General features: G+C 70.1%; 19 protein-coding genes, 1 tRNA gene and 2 pseudogenes. 10 read left to right on the forward strand and 12 right to left on the reverse strand.

The window, feature by feature from the left end; all coding sequences use genetic code 11:
- Nucleotides 1-56: 56 nt before the first annotated feature.
- From G5C60_RS24335 to G5C60_RS24355, 5 genes and pseudogenes are all read right to left on the reverse strand, one after another.
- Entirely contained in the window at nucleotides 57-581 is a 525-nt protein-coding gene (locus tag G5C60_RS24335; protein ID WP_338145912.1) for an SAM-dependent methyltransferase, read from the reverse strand.
- Between the two features lie 185 nt (nucleotides 582-766).
- The gene (locus G5C60_RS24340; protein WP_165262823.1) at nucleotides 767-1,306 is read right to left on the reverse strand and encodes a hypothetical protein; all 540 of its coding nucleotides are present in this window, start codon (nucleotides 1,304-1,306) and stop codon (nucleotides 767-769) included.
- Nucleotides 1,307-2,014: 708 nt separating this feature from the next.
- Complete coding sequence (locus G5C60_RS24345; protein WP_165262825.1) at nucleotides 2,015-2,326, reverse strand: hypothetical protein; 312 nt, start codon at nucleotides 2,324-2,326, stop codon at nucleotides 2,015-2,017.
- 813 nt (nucleotides 2,327-3,139) lie between these two features.
- Complete coding sequence (locus G5C60_RS24350; protein ID WP_165262827.1) at nucleotides 3,140-3,817, reverse strand: ElyC/SanA/YdcF family protein; 678 nt, start codon at nucleotides 3,815-3,817, stop codon at nucleotides 3,140-3,142.
- A pseudogene (locus G5C60_RS24355) lies at nucleotides 3,814-4,287 on the reverse strand (UTRA domain-containing protein); the annotation flags it as partial. The pseudogene G5C60_RS24355 and the gene G5C60_RS24350, both read right to left, overlap by 4 nt.
- Nucleotides 4,288-4,515: 228 nt before the next feature.
- On the opposite strand from G5C60_RS24355, the pseudogene G5C60_RS24360 reads away from it, so the two are divergent.
- The 3 genes and pseudogenes from G5C60_RS24360 to G5C60_RS53725 form a co-directional block, all read left to right on the forward strand.
- A pseudogene (locus tag G5C60_RS24360) lies at nucleotides 4,516-4,683 on the forward strand (helix-turn-helix transcriptional regulator); the annotation flags it as partial.
- A gap of 61 nt (nucleotides 4,684-4,744) precedes the next feature.
- Nucleotides 4,745-5,974: a site-specific integrase gene (locus tag G5C60_RS24365; protein WP_338145909.1), complete on the forward strand. Its 1,230-nt coding sequence runs from the start codon at nucleotides 4,745-4,747 to the stop codon at nucleotides 5,972-5,974.
- A gap of 15 nt (nucleotides 5,975-5,989) precedes the next feature.
- Nucleotides 5,990-6,148 (forward strand): site-specific integrase, encoded by a 159-nt coding sequence (locus G5C60_RS53725; protein WP_338145910.1) that lies wholly within the window; start codon nucleotides 5,990-5,992, stop codon nucleotides 6,146-6,148.
- A 144-nt stretch (nucleotides 6,149-6,292) separates the two neighbouring features.
- Here G5C60_RS53725 and G5C60_RS24370 read toward each other — a convergent pair.
- Together G5C60_RS24370 and G5C60_RS24375 are read right to left on the reverse strand one after the other, a co-directional pair.
- Nucleotides 6,293-6,379, reverse strand: a tRNA-Ser gene (locus G5C60_RS24370).
- A gap of 58 nt (nucleotides 6,380-6,437) precedes the next feature.
- The gene (locus G5C60_RS24375; RefSeq protein ID WP_165262831.1) at nucleotides 6,438-7,964 is read right to left on the reverse strand and encodes a trypsin-like peptidase domain-containing protein; all 1,527 of its coding nucleotides are present in this window, start codon (nucleotides 7,962-7,964) and stop codon (nucleotides 6,438-6,440) included.
- Nucleotides 7,965-8,255: 291 nt separating this feature from the next.
- Here G5C60_RS24375 and G5C60_RS24380 point away from each other — a divergent pair, with 291 nt between their 5' ends.
- Nucleotides 8,256-9,068 (forward strand): glycerophosphodiester phosphodiesterase family protein, encoded by an 813-nt coding sequence (locus tag G5C60_RS24380; RefSeq protein WP_165262833.1) that lies wholly within the window; start codon nucleotides 8,256-8,258, stop codon nucleotides 9,066-9,068.
- Between the two features lie 101 nt (nucleotides 9,069-9,169).
- Here G5C60_RS24380 and G5C60_RS53235 read toward each other — a convergent pair whose 3' ends face one another.
- Nucleotides 9,170-9,295 (reverse strand): hypothetical protein, encoded by a 126-nt coding sequence (locus tag G5C60_RS53235; RefSeq protein WP_277611372.1) that lies wholly within the window; start codon nucleotides 9,293-9,295, stop codon nucleotides 9,170-9,172.
- Between G5C60_RS53235 and G5C60_RS24385 the strand changes: the two genes are divergently transcribed.
- Together G5C60_RS24385 and G5C60_RS24390 are read left to right on the forward strand one after the other, a co-directional pair.
- Entirely contained in the window at nucleotides 9,252-9,830 is a 579-nt protein-coding gene (locus G5C60_RS24385; protein ID WP_420907403.1) for an ATP-binding protein, read from the forward strand. The genes G5C60_RS53235 and G5C60_RS24385 overlap by 44 nt on opposite strands.
- Before the next feature lie 132 nt (nucleotides 9,831-9,962).
- Nucleotides 9,963-10,928: a DUF5926 family protein gene (locus tag G5C60_RS24390; protein ID WP_165262837.1), complete on the forward strand. Its 966-nt coding sequence runs from the start codon at nucleotides 9,963-9,965 to the stop codon at nucleotides 10,926-10,928.
- A gap of 275 nt (nucleotides 10,929-11,203) precedes the next feature.
- Here G5C60_RS24390 and G5C60_RS24395 read toward each other — a convergent pair whose 3' ends face one another.
- Nucleotides 11,204-11,758, reverse strand: a complete 555-nt coding sequence (locus tag G5C60_RS24395) for a hypothetical protein (RefSeq protein WP_420907404.1) — start codon at nucleotides 11,756-11,758, stop codon at nucleotides 11,204-11,206.
- A 56-nt stretch (nucleotides 11,759-11,814) separates the two neighbouring features.
- Nucleotides 11,815-12,480, reverse strand: coding sequence for a bifunctional DNA primase/polymerase (locus G5C60_RS24400; RefSeq protein WP_165262839.1), 666 nt, complete (start codon nucleotides 12,478-12,480; stop codon nucleotides 11,815-11,817).
- 471 nt (nucleotides 12,481-12,951) lie between these two features.
- Here G5C60_RS24400 and G5C60_RS24405 point away from each other — a divergent pair, with 471 nt between their 5' ends.
- From G5C60_RS24405 to G5C60_RS24420, 4 genes are all read left to right on the forward strand, one after another.
- Nucleotides 12,952-14,472 carry a PP2C family protein-serine/threonine phosphatase gene (locus G5C60_RS24405; RefSeq protein WP_165262841.1) on the forward strand — a complete coding sequence of 507 codons (1,521 nt, stop codon included), beginning with the start codon at nucleotides 12,952-12,954 and terminating at the stop codon, nucleotides 14,470-14,472.
- A gap of 128 nt (nucleotides 14,473-14,600) precedes the next feature.
- Nucleotides 14,601-16,058, forward strand: coding sequence for an aminopeptidase P family protein (locus G5C60_RS24410; RefSeq protein WP_165262843.1), 1,458 nt, complete (start codon nucleotides 14,601-14,603; stop codon nucleotides 16,056-16,058).
- 119 nt (nucleotides 16,059-16,177) lie between these two features.
- A complete protein-coding gene (gene pdxR / locus G5C60_RS24415; protein ID WP_165262845.1) occupies nucleotides 16,178-17,542 on the forward strand; it encodes a MocR-like pyridoxine biosynthesis transcription factor PdxR in 1,365 nt (454 codons plus the stop codon).
- 91 nt (nucleotides 17,543-17,633) lie between these two features.
- The gene (locus G5C60_RS24420) at nucleotides 17,634-18,887 is read left to right on the forward strand and encodes an MFS transporter (protein ID WP_165262847.1); all 1,254 of its coding nucleotides are present in this window, start codon (nucleotides 17,634-17,636) and stop codon (nucleotides 18,885-18,887) included.
- On the opposite strand, the gene G5C60_RS24425 is transcribed toward G5C60_RS24420, so the two are convergent.
- Nucleotides 18,862-19,701, reverse strand: a complete 840-nt coding sequence (locus G5C60_RS24425; RefSeq protein WP_165262849.1) for a triphosphoribosyl-dephospho-CoA synthase — start codon at nucleotides 19,699-19,701, stop codon at nucleotides 18,862-18,864. The genes G5C60_RS24420 and G5C60_RS24425 overlap by 26 nt on opposite strands.
- Nucleotides 19,702-19,851: 150 nt before the next feature.
- Nucleotides 19,852-20,307: an ATP-binding protein gene (locus tag G5C60_RS24430; protein ID WP_165262851.1), complete on the reverse strand. Its 456-nt coding sequence runs from the start codon at nucleotides 20,305-20,307 to the stop codon at nucleotides 19,852-19,854.
- Nucleotides 20,308-20,376 lie beyond the last annotated feature (69 nt).

A 20,376-nucleotide genomic window follows, 5' to 3' on the forward strand; every position in this document is an offset into this window, starting at 1 on the left:
CCGGGCGGGGTGCGGGACGGGGCGGCGCTGCCGTTCCGTCCCGCCGGACTTCGCTGTCATCCCGCAGGGCGCGGGCGGGCGACGATTCCGAGTACCGACGCCGACAAGGTCACCGCGGGCGCGAACCCGCCAGCGTCGAGCGCCCCGGTCACCTTCGCGACGATCTCGTCCGTACGCCGGCCGGGCGGCTCGTAGAACACGTGGAGGGTGCCGCCCGGTGCGAGGAGGTTCTTGGCGAGAGCCAGTTCGTCTCGGGCGGGGCCCGTCCAGAACAGGTTGACATTGATCGCAAAGATCTTGTCGAACCGCCTGCCGCCGATGCCCGAATCGGCCAGCTCACCCACCGAGAACGCGGCGGTCACGATGGTGACCCGGCCGGCATGGACGTGATCGGCATTACGGCGCCGGGCCCGCGCGGTCATTGTCGCGGAACGATCGATCGCGGTGATGCTGCCGGTGGACAACAGGGAGCAGATCGTGGCCACCGCGACGCCACCGCCGCACCCGATCTCCAGCAGCCGGTCACCCGTGCGCGGGGAGTTCCCATCCCGTCCACCGCCGACCCAGGCAGAGCCGAGCAGTCGCGGCCCAGGGCGTCAAGGTCGTTCGTACACTGGCGCGCTCCACCTTGACGCCCTGAACCACGCCCGCTCCACGGTGTGTGGGTCGACGGCGGACGGGATGGGAGCTGAGGTGAGTGGTGAGTTGAGGGTTCTGGATCAGGTGTCGACGGCGTGGAGGAGCGACGCTTTGCCCCTGCTGGTGGCTATCCCTCACCCAGCAGCGGGGCGAGGGGGTCCTGGGTGAGCGGGACCGGCGCGGCCAGGGTCTCCTCGTAGGCCGAGCGCGGGAAGACGTAGGGGCCCAGGGTCAGTTCGCCCCACTCCGGCCGGTGTGGCTGGTAGAAGCCGGACCAGATGATCTCCGTTGCTGTGGCGCGGACCGTAGCAAGCAGGGGCCAGCAGGCGTCGATCCCGCAGGAGCAGCCCAGGAGGCACAGGGCGCCGGTGTCGCGGTCACGGAGATCCGGCGGGGCGTCGCCCATGAAATGAGCCCGGGCCCGGGCGCCGTCGGCGTCGTCGTCCAGGTACAGCGGAGCGTGCTGCCCCAGCAGGAACTCCTCGCGCTCCTGCAGGGTGTCGTCATCCTCGTCGAGCTCCCGACTCCAGAGCGCGCGCGTCGCCTTCGCGACCAGGACGCGCAGGTCAGTGCCGTCTATCCGGATGCCCCAAGCCGTGAGGTGTGGGTAGCCGGGGTGAGGGTGGCGCAGAAACTCCACCCGGTGCGTGACGGTCGGCAGGCTCATACGCCCATCCTGAGACGCCTACCCAACCGACTCCACCGAGTATCGCCACGAGGGGGGCACCTGCTGGGCGGACCAGCAGACCGGCCGTGCCCCATCCGTGCCCGATAGGCCGGGGACTCACGGGGAATCGCGGTCACCAGCAGGCAGCTCACGCGACGAAGGCCCCCGACCGATATCGCTGGTCAGGGGCCGTTCATGTGCGGTGGGTGTGGGATTTGAACCCACGGTGACATCGCTGCCACGACGGCTTCAAGACCGTCGCACCCTGAGCCTCCGCAGCGCTCTGACCTGCCTCGATACGCGGTCAAGCGGCTCAACTGCCCGTACTGGCCCACACATGGCCCACAGCCTTCTGTACGGCGAGACGAAATGAAGCACGCCGCGTGGGTCGACACCCGCTTTAGGAGCGAGGTGGGGCGATCATGGATCTGACCTGCTGATTTCCTACCCTGGGCGAGGTGCAGTCCGGTGGCCTCCTTTTTACCCCGAGTCCCCGTGAGTCCCCGTCCGTTCTGGCACGAGAGTGGCACGGCTGGGGGACCGTACCCCGGCCTCCTCATTGGTGGAGGTTGGGCCCCGACCTGTGTCCCTTTCCCGGCCGCTGCCTCCTCGGCCAGGGGCCAGGCTCCCACACGGGCGGCACCCGCGCCGCGACGCCCTCGGCGGCGGCCACCGGGTGATGGCCGCCGCCAAGACGCGGACGGCTCGTCAGGCCCGGATTCCCCAAGCGTTGATCGGCTTTTTCAGCGACGAGTTGACCGAGGTGCAGTACGCGTACGAGGTGGTGCCGGCCGCAGCCTTCGCTCCTTGCGCCGTCCTCCCGTTCTTGCACTCGGCCACGCCGATGAAGCTGCCGCCTCCCGTACATTTCACGCCGGCGGTGTTGTTGTCGTTCCAGGCCAACGAGCATCGAAAGGCACGCGCTCCGTCGGGAGCCGCGGACGCGGTCGCCGAGGTGGCGGCCACGCCGGACGCCGCCAGGACCAGGGCCGTGAACGCACTCGCCAGTACTCGCTTCATCAGGATGTCCCCTTCGGTTGCGGTAACCGGTAGTCAGTCCGGTCACCGCCAAACGATAGGTCGGGCCCCGATCCACGACGTCAACTCCAGGTTTGACAACCAGGTCAACCCTCGCGGTAGGCACGTCCACCCCGCGCGGTACGCGCCTGCCGGACGCCTCGGCCAAGGAACCCAGCACCGGCCAGAGTGGGCTACTGCCGACCACTGGACCGACTTTGACCACGAAAAGATCACCACAACTCCACCTGAAATCACGCGAGTTGATCCGAATCAGTGTTTCACGTGAAACCAACCACTTGGTGGACCTGTTCATGTTCCGCCGTGAACTTAACAACGGTGAGAGGTCGACTCCGAGACTTTGGGCTGGAGCTGCCATGGGGCGAGTGATCATGGCCCCTTAAGCTTCCGGCGAGTCGGGCAGTCTGTGGACCTGCCCGTTAAAGCACGACGTTGGGGCCATGATCTTCGAGACTCGCCCCATGGTGGCTGCCTAAAGCCTCGGAGCCGACCGGCCCGCCCATGGGCCTTGCGGTGATCGGACTCATGGCTTCCGGCCCTATCCACATGTGGGCGCGCGTCGGCGCAGCGCCCGCAGCGCGGGCCGAAGGCATGAGCGCGGAGGGCGGCGGAGCCGGGAGCGCGCCCGGCGGAGCGGAGCGCAGCCGGGGCTTGATGAGGCAGAGAAAGTTTGACCGCGCTCGGATCAGGGACGTCCTCAAGAGCGCTCCGCTGTCGGGACCAAACCCCCTCCTGACCTGCGTCGGAGCGCAACAGCGGCATCGTCAGGTGGACGCTGGCCCACGGCTCCCGAGATCACCGTGTACCGGGGGTGCTCCCGGCAGTCTCGGGAACGAGTCGGCTCGTGAAGCCGCGGGACGCGAGCCGTTCGTACGCGCGGATCACCTCGTCGGGCACGTCCTGCGCGACCATGAAGCCCTGCGCGGGGTAGATCAGCAGGCGTTGCAGTGACCCAACAAGCATGTCGATGACGAGACGTGCGTCCTGGATCGAGTCGACGTATTCGGGGAGCGTCATAGGAGTGGACGCGCTGACGAATTCGACGTCCGGCCACAGCTTCCGAGCGGTGGCATACGCCCGCCGCTCCTCGTACGGCTTGCTGACGAGAAGCACAGACGAAACGCCGATCCCGCGCTCTTCGAGGAGAGCGCGAGACAGAGTGATGTTCTGGCCCGTGTTGCGGGCACGCGGCTCTACGAGGACGGCGTCCGCTGGTACGCCCAACTCAAGGGCGCGGTCCCGGTAGTGCTCGGCTTCCCCGCGCGGCATACGGTCCTGGGTCGTTCGGCTGGTCGCTCCGGTGAAGACGATCAGCGGCATCATGCCGCGCCGGTACAGGTCGACGGTGGTGTCTGCGACGCCCAGATCGTGACTGCCGAGACCGATTCCGACCGAGCAGGGGCGCGGCTCGTGGTGCATCTGCTGGTAGTCCCACAAGAGTTGGGTGTCCTCCCAGTCCCGTACCGAGATCACGCTGAACTCTCCTTGCCCTTGCTGTCGTCGTTGGCGGAGTCGGGCACCTTGAACTCGTACTCCGACGCGAAGCGTGAGGCCGCATGGATGCCCACTGCGAACTCAACCACCGTGCCATCTGCCGTGTACGTGGTCCGGTGTAGTTCAACCACGGGTTCGCCGGGCGGGAGTTGGAGAAGCTTCACCTCGTCTGCGGTCGGGACCCTGGCGAACAGCCCCTCTGTCATGTGGTCGATCTCGTATCCGGCGTCGTACAGGACCCGGAATCCGCCACCACGGCCGGCGGGTCCTGGGGTGGGGTCAACGATGCGCGTCCCCTCGACATGCTCCGGCCTGTAGTAGCTGGTCAGGGTGTGAGTCGGCTGCGTCCCCTCCTTCACGAGTCGGGCGCGTGCGTACACGTCCGAGCCGACTGGGACGCCTAGCCCCTCGGCTACGAGGCCGTCCGCCTGGACGCGGCTCACGGTCTGCGGCCGCGTAGCGGACCCCACCCGATGTAGCGGCTACACACACCCGCGCCACGGGGTCCGGCACGCCCGCAGGGGCCGGACCCCGTGGCGAGTCGTAGCCGCTACATCTCATCCCCCCGCTACACAGAACCCGCCGCTGACCTGCGATGTAGCGGCGAAGCGGATGTAGCGGACTTCTGAACCCCCGAGCCGACTACTCGCCAAGGAGTCGCACCGTGGCCCGCCCCCAAGCTCCGTGAAGTCCTCGAAGAGATCGACATGAGCCGCGCCGCCTTCTACCGCATGCGCGCCCGTGGCGAGGCGCCCCGGATCCGCAAGCTGCCGAACGGTCAGGTCCGCGTGAGCCGTCGCGACCTGGACGCGTGGTGGGAGCGCTGCGAGCAGAACGCCGCCTAGTTCAACGCCAACCGATCGAGGGGCCCGCTGATTCAGCGGGCCCCTCCCCCTTGGGAGACACATGCTCACGTACGACGTCGATATCTGGTCCATCCGCAAGTGCGCGGGACGGCAGAAGCCCTACGAGCTACGTTGGCGCGTCGGCTCTCGCCCACACTCGAAGAGCCTCAAGCCACAGGCGGATGGGCGCCGTTCGGAGCTGATGACGGCGCTCCGGGAGCGCGAGCAGTTCGACGAGGACACGGGTCTGCCGGCGCGTGAGCTGGCAGCGCTCACCTCGCCCTCGTGGTACGAGCACGCCATGGCGTACGCACTCATGAAGTGGCCGCGAGCGGCGGCCAAGCACCGTGCCAGCATCGCCGAATCACTCGCGATCGTGACGCCCACGTTGGTCACGACCACACGAGGCGCCCCGAATCCGAAGACCCTGCGGGCGGCCCTCTATCAGTGGGCATTCCGCGCCGTGCCGGGGCCCGACGGCCAATTGACCGCGCGCCACGTGGTCGAAGAGCCGCCAGAAGAGATCCGAACGGCCCTGACCTGGATCTCTGAGCACTCGATGAAGGTCAACGCCCTCGAAAATCCTGCCCTGCTCCGCCCCGCCCTCGAAGCGCTCTCGCGACGGCTGGACGGCAGGAAGGCCGCAGAGAACACGGCGCGCAGGAAGCGCATGGTCCTGAGCAACTTCCTGCGGTACACGGTGGAGGAGAAGGGGCTTCTGTCTGCCAACCCCCTTCCCCGCGTCGACTGGACACCGCCGGAGACGGATGACGAGATCGATTTCCGGTACGTGCCCGGCCCCACGCTGGCCCGCGCATTCATCGACGCTGTGCGGGACTCTGGAACGCGCGGGCAGCACCTTGCAGCGTTCTTCGGGTGCCTGTACTACGCCGCGATGAGGCCCGCCGAAATCGCCTCGCTCAAAGCCGCCGACTGCACGTTGCCCCCGGACACCGAGGAAGCCGCGGAGCAATGGGGGGAGCTGATGCTGGGGGAGAGTCGCCCGGAAGTCGGGGGCGGCTGGACGGATGACGGCGCGTCGTACGAGGCGCGCAGCCTCAAGCGGCGGGCCCGTGGGGCGACACGGTCCGTGCCGATTCCGCCGGTCCTCGTGCGGATGCTGCGGGACCACATCGCCACCTACGGGACGGCCTCAGACGGTCGGCTCTTCCGGGCCGCGAAGGGTGGTCGGGTCCGGTCTACCGAGTACTGCGATCTGTGGGACGCGGCGCGCACCGCCGTACTGTCGACGGCGGACGCGGCGACTCCCCTCGCGGAAGTGCCGTACTAGCTCCGCCATGCCGGGGTGTCCCTGTGGATCAAATCGGGGGTCGATCCCGTGGAAGTCGCGCGCCGGGCGGGCCACAGCATCGCCGTACTGTTCCGCTTCTACGCCAAGATCCTTCGGGGTGAGCAATCGCGCTCCAATCAGCTCATCGCGCGGGAGCTGAACAAGGGCGGATAGGGGGCCCACGTTGGCCCACAGATGGCCCATACGTACTGGTCAAACCTGGGACACGGGCGAGTCAGGGTGAGACAGAGTGCATGCAGAAGGGGCGCCGCTCCGGAGAGTGGCACCCCTTCTGACCTGCATAGCTTCTGACCTGCGCGGTGGGTGTGGGATTTGAACCCACGGTGACATCGCTGCCACGACGGTTTTCAAGACCGTTCCCTTAGGCCGCTCGGGCAACCCACCCCGCGCCGACCGTAGATCGGCGCGGGATCAAGACTAACGGGTCGGCTGTCGTAACGGGTCAGCTGTCTCCCTTGCGCTCGCCGAGGGTGACCTCGGCCGTCTGGGTCTTGCCGTCGCGGGTGTACGTGAGCGTGACCGTGTCGCCGGGCTGGTGGGTCCAGATCTCGCCGATGAGGGCGGGGCCGCTGTCGATCGCCGTGTCGTCGATCTTGGTGATGAGGTCGCCCGGCTTGAGTCCGGCCTTGTCGGCGGGGCCGCCCTGCTCGACCGGGTCCGCGCCGCCCGCGCCCTCCTCGGTGATCCTCGCGCCGCCCGTGCCCTCCTCCAGGGAGACCGAGGCGCCGATCACCGGGTAGACCGGCTGGCCGGTCTTGATCAGCTGCTGCGCGACGTTCTTCGCCTGGTTGATCGGGATCGCGAAGCCCAGGCCTATGGAGCCGGACTGGCCGGTGCCGCCCAGGCCGTTGCCGGAGGACTGGATGGCCGAGTTGATGCCGATCACCGAGCCGTTCGCGTCCAGGAGCGGACCGCCGGAGTTGCCAGGGTTGATCGAGGCGTCGGTCTGCAGCGCGCTCATGTACGAGGCCTTGCCGCTGGAGCTGCCGTCGCTGGAGGCCACCGGGCGGTTCTTGGCGCTGATGATGCCGGTGGTCACCGTGTTGGACAGGCCGAAAGGCGCGCCGATCGCGATCGTCGAGTCCCCGACGGTCACCTTTTCGGAGTTGCCTAGCGGCAGCGGGTTCAGGTCCGAGGGGGCGTTGTTGAGCTTGATGACCGCGACGTCGTACCCCTGCGCGTTGCCGACCACCTCGGCGTCGTACTTCTTGCCGTTGGGGAAGGTCGCGGAGAGTTTGCCGCCGTCGACCGCCTCCGCCACCACGTGGTTGTTGGTGAGGATGTGGCCCTGCTTGTCGAAGACGAAGCCGGTGCCCGTGCCGCCCTCTCCGCTGCCGCTCTCCGCCTCGATGGTGACGGTGCTCGGCAGGGCCTTGGCGGCCACGGCCGCGACCGTGCCGGCGTCGCGCTTGAAGTCACCGCCGCTCTGCGAGGCGGACACCGTCGTCGAACCCGTGGAGGTGTCGTTGCTGTCGGCCGCCCAGTAGCCGATGCCGCCGCCCACGCCGCCCGCGACGAGCGCGGCCACCAGGACCGCGGCGAGCAGACCGCCGCGACCGCCGCCGGACTTGGGCGCGGGCTGCTGGTACGAGGATCCCCAGCCGGCCCCCGAGCCGCCGTCCGCGTACGCCGGCGTGGCAGGCGGAGGAGGAGGCGGCCAGGAGCCCGCCTCGGGACCGGGACCGGGAGCGGGAGCTGCGCCTGCGCCTGCGCCTTCCGGCGTACCGGAGGGCATCTTCGGCAGCGCGGCCGTCGGATCACTCTCCTGGGACGGGGACGAAGCCGTTCCATGAGGTGAGGCCGCGCCCTGGGACGGATCCGTCCCCTGGTACCCGGCCGCTTCCGGTCGGGACTCCGTCCGCGGTGGAACCCCATGCTCCGGATGCGCGGAAGCAGCGGGAGTGTCCACCGGCACAGGAGGTGCAGACGGGGCCGGGGGTACCGCAGTGCCCTCGTTCTCGGTGCTCACAGCTCTTCCTCTCGATCCACGGCTGCTCTTTCCGATCGCACTCGGCCACGCTCGCTCATACGTGTTCGCGACCGGCGCGATTCAGCTGTGCATGTGCTTCTTTTGTATGCCGTCAGCTTTTCCCACGGGACGTCAGGGCGCCATAAGCGGTGCCTGTGGGTCCCGGACCTTCCTTTATATAGGACCAGTCAGACATAACCACCGCAGCTCCTGAGCCGCCGCCCTTGGCGCGTACCCACGCGCGTGGGGACCCATGACGCAGCGACACGCGCGCGGTGGCACCATGACGCGGTGACCCACGCACGACAGCACCTGATCCAGGTCGTCGCCCATCGCGGCGCCTCCGAAGAGGCGCCCGAGCACACCCTGGCCGCCTACGAGAAGGCGATCGAGGACGGGGCGGACGCCCTCGAGTGCGATGTACGGCTGACCGCGGACGGCCATCTCGTCTGCGTCCACGACCGCCGCGTCAACCGCACCTCCAACGGCCGCGGCGCCGTCTCCGCCCTGGAGCTCGCCGACCTCGCCACCCTGGACTTCGGTTCCTGGAAGAACCGCGACGAGGCGCCCGACTGGGAGCAGCAACGGCCCCCGTCCTGGGAGCAGCAGTCCGTCCTCACGCTCGAGCGCCTCCTCGGACTCGTCGCCGACGCCGGCCGCCGCGTCGAGCTGGCCATCGAGACGAAGCACCCCACCCGCTGGGCGGGCCAGGTCGAGGAGCGTCTGCTGTACCTCCTGAAGCGCTTCGGCCTGGACGCCCCCGCCTCCGCCGCCGAATCGCCCGTACGGGTCATGAGCTTCTCGGCGCGCTCGCTGCACCGCGTTCAGGCGGCCTCCCCGACGCTGCCGACGGTCTACCTGCTCCAGTTCCTCTCGCCCCGGCTGCGCGACGGACGGCTGCCCGTGGGGGTGCGGATCGCGGGCCCGTCCATGCGGATCGTGCGCAACCACCCGGCGTACATCGAGCGCCTGAAGCGGGCCGGGCATCACGTTCACGTATGGACCGTGAACGAACCGGAGGACGTCGCTCTCTGCGTCGAGCTGGGTGTCGACGCGATCATCACCAACCGCCCGCGCGCGGTGCTCCGTCAGCTGGGGCGCTGACCTGCGAGGTCCAGGGCTTCGGCCATACCGTCGAAATCCGGCCATCCGGTCACGGGGAGTGCTCCGGCGCGTTCGGTCCGTATTCGATCGTTACGAGTGCGTCACTGCATGTGCATTGGCCGGTTTCCGGTCCAGTCCAAGAGGGCATCCACACCGTGGCGTGGGGCGAAGGAGGTCTCGGGGGTGGCGTTGGTGGTGGCACAGGAGGTGCCCACGTCGTCGAGCATGGCCGTACCCCATGGCCCTGCGGGCGTGGGGAAAGCAAGACAGCGGATGCGCACTCAGTTGCGCTCCGGTGGTGTGGCGGATGCGGTCATCGACGATGCCGTACTGATCCTTTCCGAACTGCTGAGCAACGCGTGCCGGCACGGCAGGCCGCTGGGCGACGCGCTGGCCGGCGACGGTGATGTCCGGGCCGCATGGCGCGTGGACCCCGGCGGACGACTCACCGTCGAGGTGACGGACGGTGGTGGTCCGACCCGTCCGGTTCCGGCCACGCCCTCGGTCACCGCGCACGGCGGCCGTGGGCTGAACATCATCACCGCGCTGGCCGACGACTGGGGCGTCAGGGACGACGTCCACGGTGAGGTCACGGTGTGGGTGGTCGTCCAGAAGGACGCGCGCGCGGAGCGTCGCCGCGACGATTTCGCCACGCGCTCCGCCGCTCTCGACTTCGCCCGCGCGGGAAGTGCCCCCGTCGGCCCCCCGGTGTCCGCGATGCCCGACCTGGACTTCGGGGACTCATTCGACGATTTGGGCTGAAGCTTCGACGATTTGGACTGAAGCGCCGGTTCCGCGACGACCCGGCGGTTGTCCACAGGGTCCCGTCGGTCCTCGTACGAGCGGCTAGGCTCGCGCCCGTACGAGACGAGCCGTAACCGGGAGACACCCACGATGGCCAAGAAGCGATCCCAGACGAAGGCCAGGCAGCCGCGGCCGCAGGACGGCGACATCCCGGTTGTGGGTGCCCGCGAACCCTGCCCCTGCGGCAGTGGCCGCCGCTACAAGGCCTGCCATGGACGGAGCGCGTCGCATGCCGTGACCGAGCTGGTGCAGCGCCCCTTCGAGAGGCTGCCGGGCGAGTGCGACTGGGTCGCGCTGCGCGAGCTGGTGCCCGCGGCCACTGTCGAGCTGCCCCTCAAGGAGTCCCTGCCGGAGGGTGTTCCTTCGGTCACGCTGGCGACCGTCCTGCCGATGGCGTGGCCCGCGCTGCGCCGCGACGACGGCTCCGTGATGATCGGTCTCCAGAACGACACCTCTTCCGGGGACATCAGCCGCGACCTTGCCGACACCCTGCAGCGCGCGCTGACCGCCGAGCCCGGCACTCCGGTCCAGGGCCGGCGCGCCCCGGCGGACGGGCCGCGGCTGCAGGACCTGCTCGACCCCGAAGGCGCGTTCGAGCCAGTTGTGCACTCGGGCTTCGAATTCTGGGTTCCGGACTCGGAGAACGCGTCTACGGAGGTGACCGCGTCCCTGGAGCGTGCCAACGCCGCCGCCATCCCGACGGTGAAGCTGTCGGGCGTCGACGCCGCGTACTGGTGCGAGACCCCGGACAAGAACCACCTGCGCTGGGTCATGCCGCACGCAGAGGAGCAGCTTCTGGACGCGCTCGCGCGGCTGCACGCGGCCGGCCGGTCGAGCCTCGGAGAAGGCACCCGCCTCGTGGGCTCCTTCCGTGCGCACGGCCTCACGGTGCCGGTCTGGGACCTGCCGACGGGCGTCACGGCGGAGGACATCGAGAAGCCGGCGGCCGAGTTCGCCGAGCGGCTCGCCGCCGCACTGGCCACGGACGCACCGCTCACCGCGGACGAGCGCCGGGCGCGTGGTGGCCTCACCAACCGCCAGGTCACGCTCAGTTGACGCCCCTTCGACGCCCCGCCTTCGGCTGACCGACCGGTCAGCCGACAGGGGAATCGCGGAACTGGTGACTCCTGTCACAACTCCCTGTTGCGGCAGGAGAATCGGTGTCCGAATAGCCGAGTTCGAATTTGCGAACTGCCGATCTCTTGTTACCGTTCCAATAGCCCGGTTGCTGGTGCATCCCCCGTCGCCAGCAACCGGGTCTTTCCGTTTCCGGATCCCGGCCCGCCGTCGAGACAGTTCTCAACCCGCCCTCCACGCAGGCGAGTTGGCCTCTACGCAGCGGAGTTGCTCCCCGAGCGCAGCAGCAGCGGTCCGTCGGCGCCCGCCGCGAACTCCGTGACCGCCGCGTACGCCCGCGCGTCTCCCGTCGTGCGCTCCCGAGGCGTCTCGCACGCCCCCGGCTCGTCGTCCGCGCCCACCGCGCAATGCATCTGAACGGTGCGGCCGCCGGGCGCCATGAGGGTCAGTACGGCAGCCAGGTCGTCGCCGGTGGCATTGCGGTAATACGTACGCGCCCAGGTGTCCCGCTCCTGGGTCAGCACGCAGGTCTGCGCCTCGATGCCGTCGGGCGAGGCGAGTTCGGGACCGCAGCGGGAGATGCCCGCGGGGCTCAGGCCGAGCAGCAGCGAGCTCGGGCCGGGCTGCGATGCGGCCGCATCGTCGTCGACGCGCTCGGATGTACGTACCGCCGCGGGCCTCTCGTGGCCGACGGGCCCGGCGGAGGCCACGGCCAGCGGCAGCGCGGCCATGAGCGCGACGACTCCGGTCAGCACCGGCAGACGAACTCTTCGGTGATCTGAGGGTCGCCCCCCAGAAGAAAGCAGCATGAAAAGGAAGATAACGACCAAGAGAGGGCGCTCGGTTCTCCGCGCGCCCGATTCCCCTACAACTCGGGCGCGCTCACACCCGGACGAGTGAGGGCCTCCACCACAGCGTCCACTACGGCTTCCACATCGGGCACCCACGGCGCGGCCGAGCCGGGCAGCGGCGCACGCTCCCAGCAGATCTGGCCCTGGCCGGTCTCGGACGGGGGCAGCGCGAGATAGCCGCCCTCTCCATGGAAGCGCAGTGAGCCGGGCACGAAGTCCTTGGCGTAGAGCAGCTCACCCAGCTGCTCGAACGAGTACGGCTGCACGAGCAGCGCCCAGCGCGTGGGGGACGCGATCACCGGGCCGAGGCGCATGCCCATGTGGTCGAGTGCACCGAGCGCGCGAGAGGCGGCGAGAGCCGGCAGGCTCACCGCACACGGGGCCGTGCCTCCGGTGGCGAGGACGATCGGCGCCGCGGGGCGGTTTGTCCACCACCAGCGCACCATGCGCTCGTCGGTGGTGGCCGCGAGCAGGCCGGGGTCGAACGGGTGAGCGCCTGGAACCGTGCACTCCGGATCGGGGCATGCGCAGCGGGCCCGCCCCTGCGGGTCCGGCGCGACGCCGGGGAGTACGGGCCACTGCCATGCGGTCGCGAATGTCAGGGCCGCGCTGAGCATCTCAGGCCTTCCATTGTTTCGCCTGGAAAGGAGCCTGCGTCGCCTTCCGAGGATCTCGCGCATGAGCGCTCGTTCCTTTCCGTTGCACGCCTGGCAACACCGAGGACCACATCACACCATGTGTCGATCACTTCACTGTGCGTACCTACTGGCGCATCACACCCCCGTCCAGGACAAGGGGAACCCCTATGGGCCGAGCATTGGCTGCGTCCGCGTCCATACTGCGCCTATCAACAGCATGGGCATGGCGTGGGGGTGGCGGCGCCTGGCGTTTGCCGTCTCGCGTATTGCTTGCCGCCTCCGCCACGGGAGGATGGGGCACGGTCGTCGGTGGTTAAGACGCCCGGGTCCGTCGCCAGGTTCCGGGACGATCCCAATCACCCCTGGCCTTCACCGAGTACGTACCCATCACGACCGCTGTGACGCTCCGTCGAACAAGGCCAGTCGACCGCAATACACCGTAACCCGAGGCGGTTTTAAGCCAACTTTGCTTTTCTCGAGTTCCTCTTGGACACCAGGAAACCCAGCAGGACAATGCTGGACATCCCCTCACGAGTACGTGTACATGTGGAGACACTGCTAGCGGCGCAGAATGACATGGGGGTTTGCGATGCTTTTGAGCAATACGCACCGGTCGGAAAGCCGGACGCCATGAACGCCCCTCACCTTCCGAAAGTGGCCGGAATCGATTCTACGGTTCCGGCCCCCACACACACTGGCGCGCCCGCGCCTGCCGCCACGGGTACCTCTTCGGCCACTCCTCCAAACGCCCCGGGAGCCGTTCTCCAGGACCGTCTCGCCGGCTGGGTCTCCGATCTCACGACCCTGCACGAACTGACCGAGCGGCTGGTGCGCACCGCGTCCCTGGGCGAGGCACTCCATGAACTGCTGCGCGCGGGAGCCGCCCTCGTGGGCGCCCGGCGCGGTCTGGTCGTACTGGAACCGGGTGACGGTCTCGGCCCGGACACGACCGTCGGCCTGGGACTCGCCCGGGCGGATCTCGGGCACATCGAAACGATTCCGCGCAGCTGCATGTCGTACGGGAAGCTCCTCGACACGCCGGCCGGACTGCCCGGCGGGGAGGCGGAGATCGCACAGCCCGACCTGTTCTCCGAGGACGGTCTCGACCCACGCCACCGCGAGGTGGCCGCCCGGCTCGGCTACGCCGCCAGCTACGCGCTCCCGCTGTCCACGGACGCGGCGGGCCGCCTGGGCGCCGCCGTCTGGCTCTACGACGAGCCCGCCGAGCCGGTCGAGCGGCAGCGGCACCTCGTCGGCCTGTACGCCCGGTACGCCGCCGAGCACCTGGCCCGGCTGGTCGAACTGGAGCGCACGCGCGCGTGCATGACGACGATCACCGAGGAGCTGCTGCCCCCGCGGCTGCCCCGGGTCTCCGGCGTCCAGCTCGCCGCCCGGCATCGCACCGGTCCGCGCGGCGGCGGCGACTGGTACGACGCGCTGCCCCTGCCGGACGCCGCGCTCGGCCTCGCGGTCGGCTCCGTCACCGGCACGGGACCCAGCGCGGTCGCCGCGATGGGACGGCTGAGAGCGTCCCTGCGGGCGTACGCCGTGATGGAGGGCGAGGACCCCGTCGCCGTCCTGTCCGATCTGGAACTGCTGCTCAGGCTGACCGAGCCCGCCCGCTGTGCCACCGCCCTCTTCGCGTACTGCGAGCCCGCTTCGCGCAAGATCACGATGGCCGGGGCCGGGCACAGTCCGCCGCTGCTGATCGGCGGGCGGCGCACCGAGTTCGTGGAGACGTCGCTGTCGGCGCCGCTGGGCATGCTCGCCTGCTGGGAGGCGCCGAGCGTGGAGTTCCAGGCGGAACCCGGAGAGACGGTTCTGCTGTACACGGACGGTCTGCTGCAGCGCACCGGCGACCCCATGGACCGGGCCTTCGCACGGCTGCACGCGGCGGCCGCGAGCGTACCCAGGACGTTGCGGGCGGACCCGGGGGCGCTCGCCGACCATGTGCTGCGGACGGTGCTCCCGGAGGGGCTCGACGCGGCCGACGGACGAGAAGACGTGGTGCTGCTGGCGGCGCGCTTCGAGTAGTCCTCCAGTCCTCCGTAACAGGTCTTCGGCCCTGGGCCCCCTTCCGTACGACCGTACGATGATGAGGGTGCCCCTGCTTCGAGCGCAGCCGAGAGCTCGGGGGAGGGTCCAGTGCCGTATCTAGGAGGATGACCGTGGCCGAAGAGCTCACTCCGGAGACCCCGGCTGAGGAGCCGATCAAGAAGCGCAAGAACGGCCTGTACCCGGGCGTGTCCGACGAGCTGGCCGAGAGCATGAAGTCCGGCTGGGCCGACACGGAGCTGCACGGCCTGGAGCCCATCCCCCAGGCCGAGTACACCGCCGCCCGCCGCGCCGCGCTCTCCGCGCGCTTCCCGGGCGAGCGCCTGGTCATTCCCGCGGGCAACCTGAAGACCCGCTCGAACGACACCGAGTACCCCTTCCGCGCCTCCGTCGAGTACGCGTACCTCACCGGCAATCTCACCGAGGACGGCGTCCTGGTGCTGGAGCCCGAGGGCGACGGCCACAAGGCGACGATCTACCTGCTGCCGCGCTCGGACCGGGAGAACGGCGAGTTCTGGCTCTCCGGGCACGGCGAGCTGTGGGTCGGCCGCCGCCACTCCCTGGCCGAGGCCGAGCAGCTGTACGGCATCCCCGCCGCCGATGTCCGCGAACTCGCCGACAAGCTGCGCGAGGCGACCGGTCCTGTCCGTGTCGTCCGCGGGTACGACTCCGGGATCGAGGCGGCGCTCACCGACAAGGTGACCGCCGAGCGCGACGAGGAGCTGCGGGTCTTCCTCTCCGAGGCCCGGCTGGTCAAGGACGACTTCGAGGCCGGCGAGCTGCAGAAGGCCGTCGACTCGACCGTCCGCGGCTTCGAGGACGTCGTACAGGTCCTCGACAAGGCCGAGGCGACCAGCGAGCGCTACATCGAGGGCACCTTCTTCCTGCGCGCGCGGGTCGAGGGCAACGACATCGGTTACGGATCCATCTGCGCGGCCGGCGCGCACGCCTGCACGCTGCACTGGGTGCGCAACGACGGTCCCGTCCGCTCCGGGGACCTGCTGCTGCTGGACGCGGGCGTGGAGACCCACACCCTCTACACGGCGGACGTGACCCGCACGCTGCCGGTCAACGGCAGGTACAGCGAGATCCAGAAGAAGATCTACGACGCCGTGTACGAGGCCCAGGAGGCCGGTATCGCGGCGGTGAAGCCGGGCGGCAAGTACCGCGACTTCCACGACGCCGCGCAGCACGTGCTGACCGAGAAGCTCGTCGAGTGGGGCCTGGTCGAGGGGCCCGTCGAGCGCGTCCTTGAGCTGGGACTGCAGCGCCGCTGGACGCTGCACGGCACCGGTCACATGCTCGGCATGGACGTCCACGACTGCGCGGCCGCGCGGACGGAGTCGTACGTGGACGGCACGCTGGAGCCGGGCATGTGCCTGACGGTCGAGCCGGGCCTGTACTTCCAGGCGGACGACCTGACCGTGCCCGAGGAGTACCGCGGCATCGGCGTCCGTATCGAGGACGACATCCTGGTCACCGGGGACGGCAACAAGAACCTCTCGGCAGGGCTGCCGCGCCGCTCCGACGAGGTGGAGGCGTGGATGGCGTCCCTGAAGGGCTGATTGTGCCGGGGCCCCTTCCGCGGGGCCGAAATGGCCTCCCTGAAGGGCCGATACACGAGTGATGACCGGGTGCCCTTCTGGGTACCCGGTCCTTTGGTGTGCCTAGGGGGGCGGCTTTTGTGGACGACTTCTGGTCCGGCGTCGGCGTTGATCTGCATCTGGAGCCGGACGCGAGGGCAGGGCGCCGGGCGGGGCTCGAGCGGGCTCTCCGGGATGCCGTACGCGACGGGCGGCTCGCTCCGGGCATGCGGCTGCCCGCCACCCGGCGGCTCGCGGCCGAACTGGGGGTCTCGCGGGGGACCGCGAAGGCGGCGTACGACCAGCTGGTCGCCGAGGGATACCTGAAGGCCCGGCAGGGGTCGGGGACCGAGGTGGCGGTGCTGCCCACGGCAACCCTGGACACGTCGGGGAACGGGGCACGCGCGCGTGCGCCCCGTTTCGATCTGCGGCCCGGCAGCCCGGACGTCGGTACGTTCCCGGCGGCGGCCTGGCTGCGGTCGTTGCGGCGGGCCATCGCGACCGCGCCCTCCATGGCGTACGAATACGGCGATCCGCGGGGACGCGTCGAGCTGCGGACGGCCTTGTCGGGATATCTGGGGCGAGCGCGCGGGGTGATCGCGCCGCCCGAGCGGATCATCGTCACCTCCGGTTACGTGCAGGGGCTCGCGCTCCTCACGCGCGTCCTGGAATCCGGAGTCATCGCGATGGAGGATCCCGGGCTGCCCTTCCACCGGAACGTGGTGCGGCACAACGGCGGGACCGTGGCCCCTGTGAGCGTCGACGAACGAGGTGCCCGCGCCGTGGAGTTGGGCGACGCGGCCGCCGTCGTCGTCACACCCGCGCACCAGTACCCGACCGGAGTGACACTCCACCCGGAGCGGCGGCGGGCTCTCACGGACTGGGCACGCGCGCGTGGAGGACTGATTGTCGAGGACGACTACGACGGGGAGTTCCGCTACGACCGGCAGCCCGTGGGCGCACTCCAGGGAATGGCACCGGGACAGGTGGCCTACCTGGGGACGGCCTCCAAGACCCTCGGACCCGCGCTGCGGCTCGGCTGGATGGTGCTGCCGCCGCACCTGGTCGACGCGGTCGCCGACGCCAAGCTGCACAGCGACCACCACACCGAGTCCATCGGCCAGTTGGCCCTCGCGGAGCTGATCACCAGCCACGCCTACGACCGGCACGTACGCGCGTGCCGACTGCGGTACCGGCGGCGGAGGGATCAGCTACTGGCCCGGCTGGGGCCACGTCGGAGTGTGCACGGGATCGCAGCCGGGCTGCACGCCCTGGTGGACGTGGCGGACGAGAGCGCGGTGCTCGCACGGGCCGCCGAGGAGGGGCTCGCGGTGGGACACCTCGGGGAGCACTGGCACGGACCGGGTGAAGGGCGGCCGCAGGGATTGGTCGTGGGGTACGGGACACCTCGGGAGCGCGTCTATCCAGAGGCGCTGGAGGTGTTGGGGAGGGTGCTGGAGGGTTGAGGCGGCGGGCGCGCAGGTGCTGAATTGGGTCACGAAATGACGTACTGATTGGTTCTGTTGAGGGGTCCACTGCGTCCGTAGCGTCGTGCCCATGACGAACTCGCTTCTCCCGCGCAGGGGCCCGCAGCGTGTCCTGGCACTGGCCCAGTTGAGCAACTCCATCGGAGACGGCGCCTTCTACGTCACGTCCGCCCTGTACTTCACCCATGTCGTCGGGCTCGCCCCCGCGCGCGTGGGGCTCGGCCTCACGGTCGCCTGGGCGGTCGGCTCGGTGGTGGGGGTGCCATTGGGGCGGCTCGCCGACCGGCGGGGGCCGCGCGGCACGGCGGTGCTGCTGGCGCTCGCGACCGGCCTCGCGGTGGCGTCCTTCCTCGTCGTACGCGGCTTTGTGCTGTTCGTGCTCGCGGCGTGCGCGTACGCGGCCGCGCAGTCGGGGCTCGCGGCGGCCCGGCAGGCGCTGCTCGCCGGGCTGGTCTCCCGGGAGGAGCGGACGGAGTTGCTGGCGCATCTCCAGTCGACGCTCAACGCAGGCCTGGCGGTCGGTGCGGGCCTCGGCGGACTCGCGCTGCACGCGGGGACCCGGGAGGCCTACCTGGGGGTGTTCGCCCTGGACGCGATGAGCTTCCTGTTGTGTGCGGTGGTGCTGCTGCGGCTGCCGGCCGTCGCCCCCACAGGCGCCCCCGCGGGTGTGGACCGCGGCAACAAGCCCGGAGTGCTGCGTGATCGCCCGTACGCGCTCGTCACGCTGCTCAATACCGTGCTGCTGCTACGGATGCCGCTGCTCAGCCTGGGCATCCCGCTGTGGATCGCCGAGCGGACCGAGGCCCCCGCCTGGCTGGTCTCCGCGCTGTTCGTGCTCAACACCGGTGCGGTGATGCTCTTCCAGGTGCGGATGGCGCGCGGGGTGACGGGCCTCGCGTCGGCCACGCGCGCGGTGCGGCGTTCGGGGCTCGTGATGCTGGCGTCGTGCGCGGTGTTCGCCCTGTCGGCCGGGGTCTCGACCTGGGTGGCGGTGGGCGTGCTGACCGCGGGTGCGGTGCTCCAGGTCGTCGCCGAGATGCAGCAGTCGGCCGGTTCCTGGCAGCTCTCCTTCGATCTCGCCCCGGCCGACCGTGTCGGCGAGTACCAGGGCTTCTTCGGTACGGGCGTGACGGTGGCGCGCACGGCGGGGCCGCTGGTGCTGACGGCGCTGCTCGTGGGGTGGGGGACGCCGGGCTGGCTGGTCCTGGGCGGACTGATGCTGGCGGCTTCTTACGGGATGGGGCCGGCCGTGCGGTGGGCGGCCGGCAGCCGGGCCACCGCACCACAAACAGAGCAGATCAGGCAGCCGGTGCCCGTGAACTGACCACAGCCGGGAGGGAGTCCAGGAACAAGGCCCCCGCGAGCAGCCCGCTGCTGCCGCGGGGGCTCCACGCGCGCGCGTGGAGGTCGTCGTCGAAGGCGGCGAGGGCCGCACGGCCCGCTTCCGTGGACGTACTGCCCGCTTCGAGAACCCCGCGGGCGCCCGCCTGAACATGACGCAGGCCCTGCGGGCCTGCCGTGTACAGCAACTCCGTGTCCTGGAGCGTGGACATGACGGTGAGCAGGGCGTCGAGCCGGGCGTACGGCTCGGGGGCACCCGCCGAGCGCGCCACGGCCAGCGCATCCAACGCCCGCCGTACGTGCGGGAATCCGGCCCGTGCCTCGCCTCGCGCCCCGGCGGCCCCGTACTTCGCCGAGACCGAGGAGCCCCGGGAGGGCCGTCGCGGCGCCTGCCGGTCGGGGTGTGCCGCAAGCCGCTTGGCGGTCGCGGCGAGGTCGCGGGCCGGGGCACGTGGCTCCAGGGTCGCCGCGGCGACCAGCAGGCCGAGCACCCACAGCGCCCCGCGGTGCCCGCCGCCCGCGAGGCCCACCGAGTGCTCGGTGGACCGTCCGATCGCGCCCAGTTCGGCACGGAGCCCGGGCGTCGCCGAACCGGTGCGGCGGGCGGCGGCCGCCATCGCCGCCAGACCGGGCGCCAGCGCCTTGGCCGACCAGCGCAGGGAGCAGTGGTCCTGTCCGGTGGCGCGGGCGCCGAGATCGCGCGGGTCGGGCAGTCCGGGCTTGGGGGCCAGCGCCAGTTGCCCGGTCAGTGCGGTCACGGCGGCCTGCGCCAGCGTCTCGTCCTCACGTCGAAGCACGGCGCCGCCTGATCGTCTTCTTCCTGTGGTTTCCCGTCATGCGGGGCAACCTAGGTACGGCAACCGTCAGAGGCCTGATGGTCGGCTGTGAAGACGCTGAGCGTCAGGGCGGGCGTCAGCGCGGCGCGGACCTGTGCGACGTATGCGGATCTATGCCGTCAGGAGCGGCGCGTCTTCCCTCCACTTGAGCACCTTGTCGAAGCTGACCACCGCGCCGCCTCTGCCCGATTTGTTGCCGATGTGGACATGATCGGCGAGTTCCTGGATCAGGCACAGGCCCCGGCCGTGCTCGGCGTCACTGTGAGCGGGCCGAAAGGGCACGCGCCCGCGGCCGGACGGGAACCCGGGGCCGGAATCGGCCACTTCGATCCGGCACTTCTCGCCGTCGAGGTAGGCCGTGACCCGGAAGGCCTCGGCCGGCTGTCCTTCGTCGGAGTCGCCCCCGTGCTCGACGGCGTTGGCGCAGGCTTCGCTCAGCGCGACGGAGAGATCGTACGAAATATCCGGATCCACCCCCGCGGTCTCCATCGTGCCGATCAGGAGGCGCCGGGCGAGCGGGACGCTCGCGGCTTCGCGCCGGAGATGGAGGGACCACCAGATGCTCATGCTCCAGCCTCCTGGCCGCGGCTCGACATACCGTTACGTATTGCCGCAAGGGGCGGAGTGTAAGCGTGC

It is taken from the genome of Streptomyces scabichelini, from assembly GCF_011045015.1.
Classification (GTDB): Bacteria; Actinomycetota; Actinomycetes; order Streptomycetales; family Streptomycetaceae; genus Streptomyces; species Streptomyces scabichelini.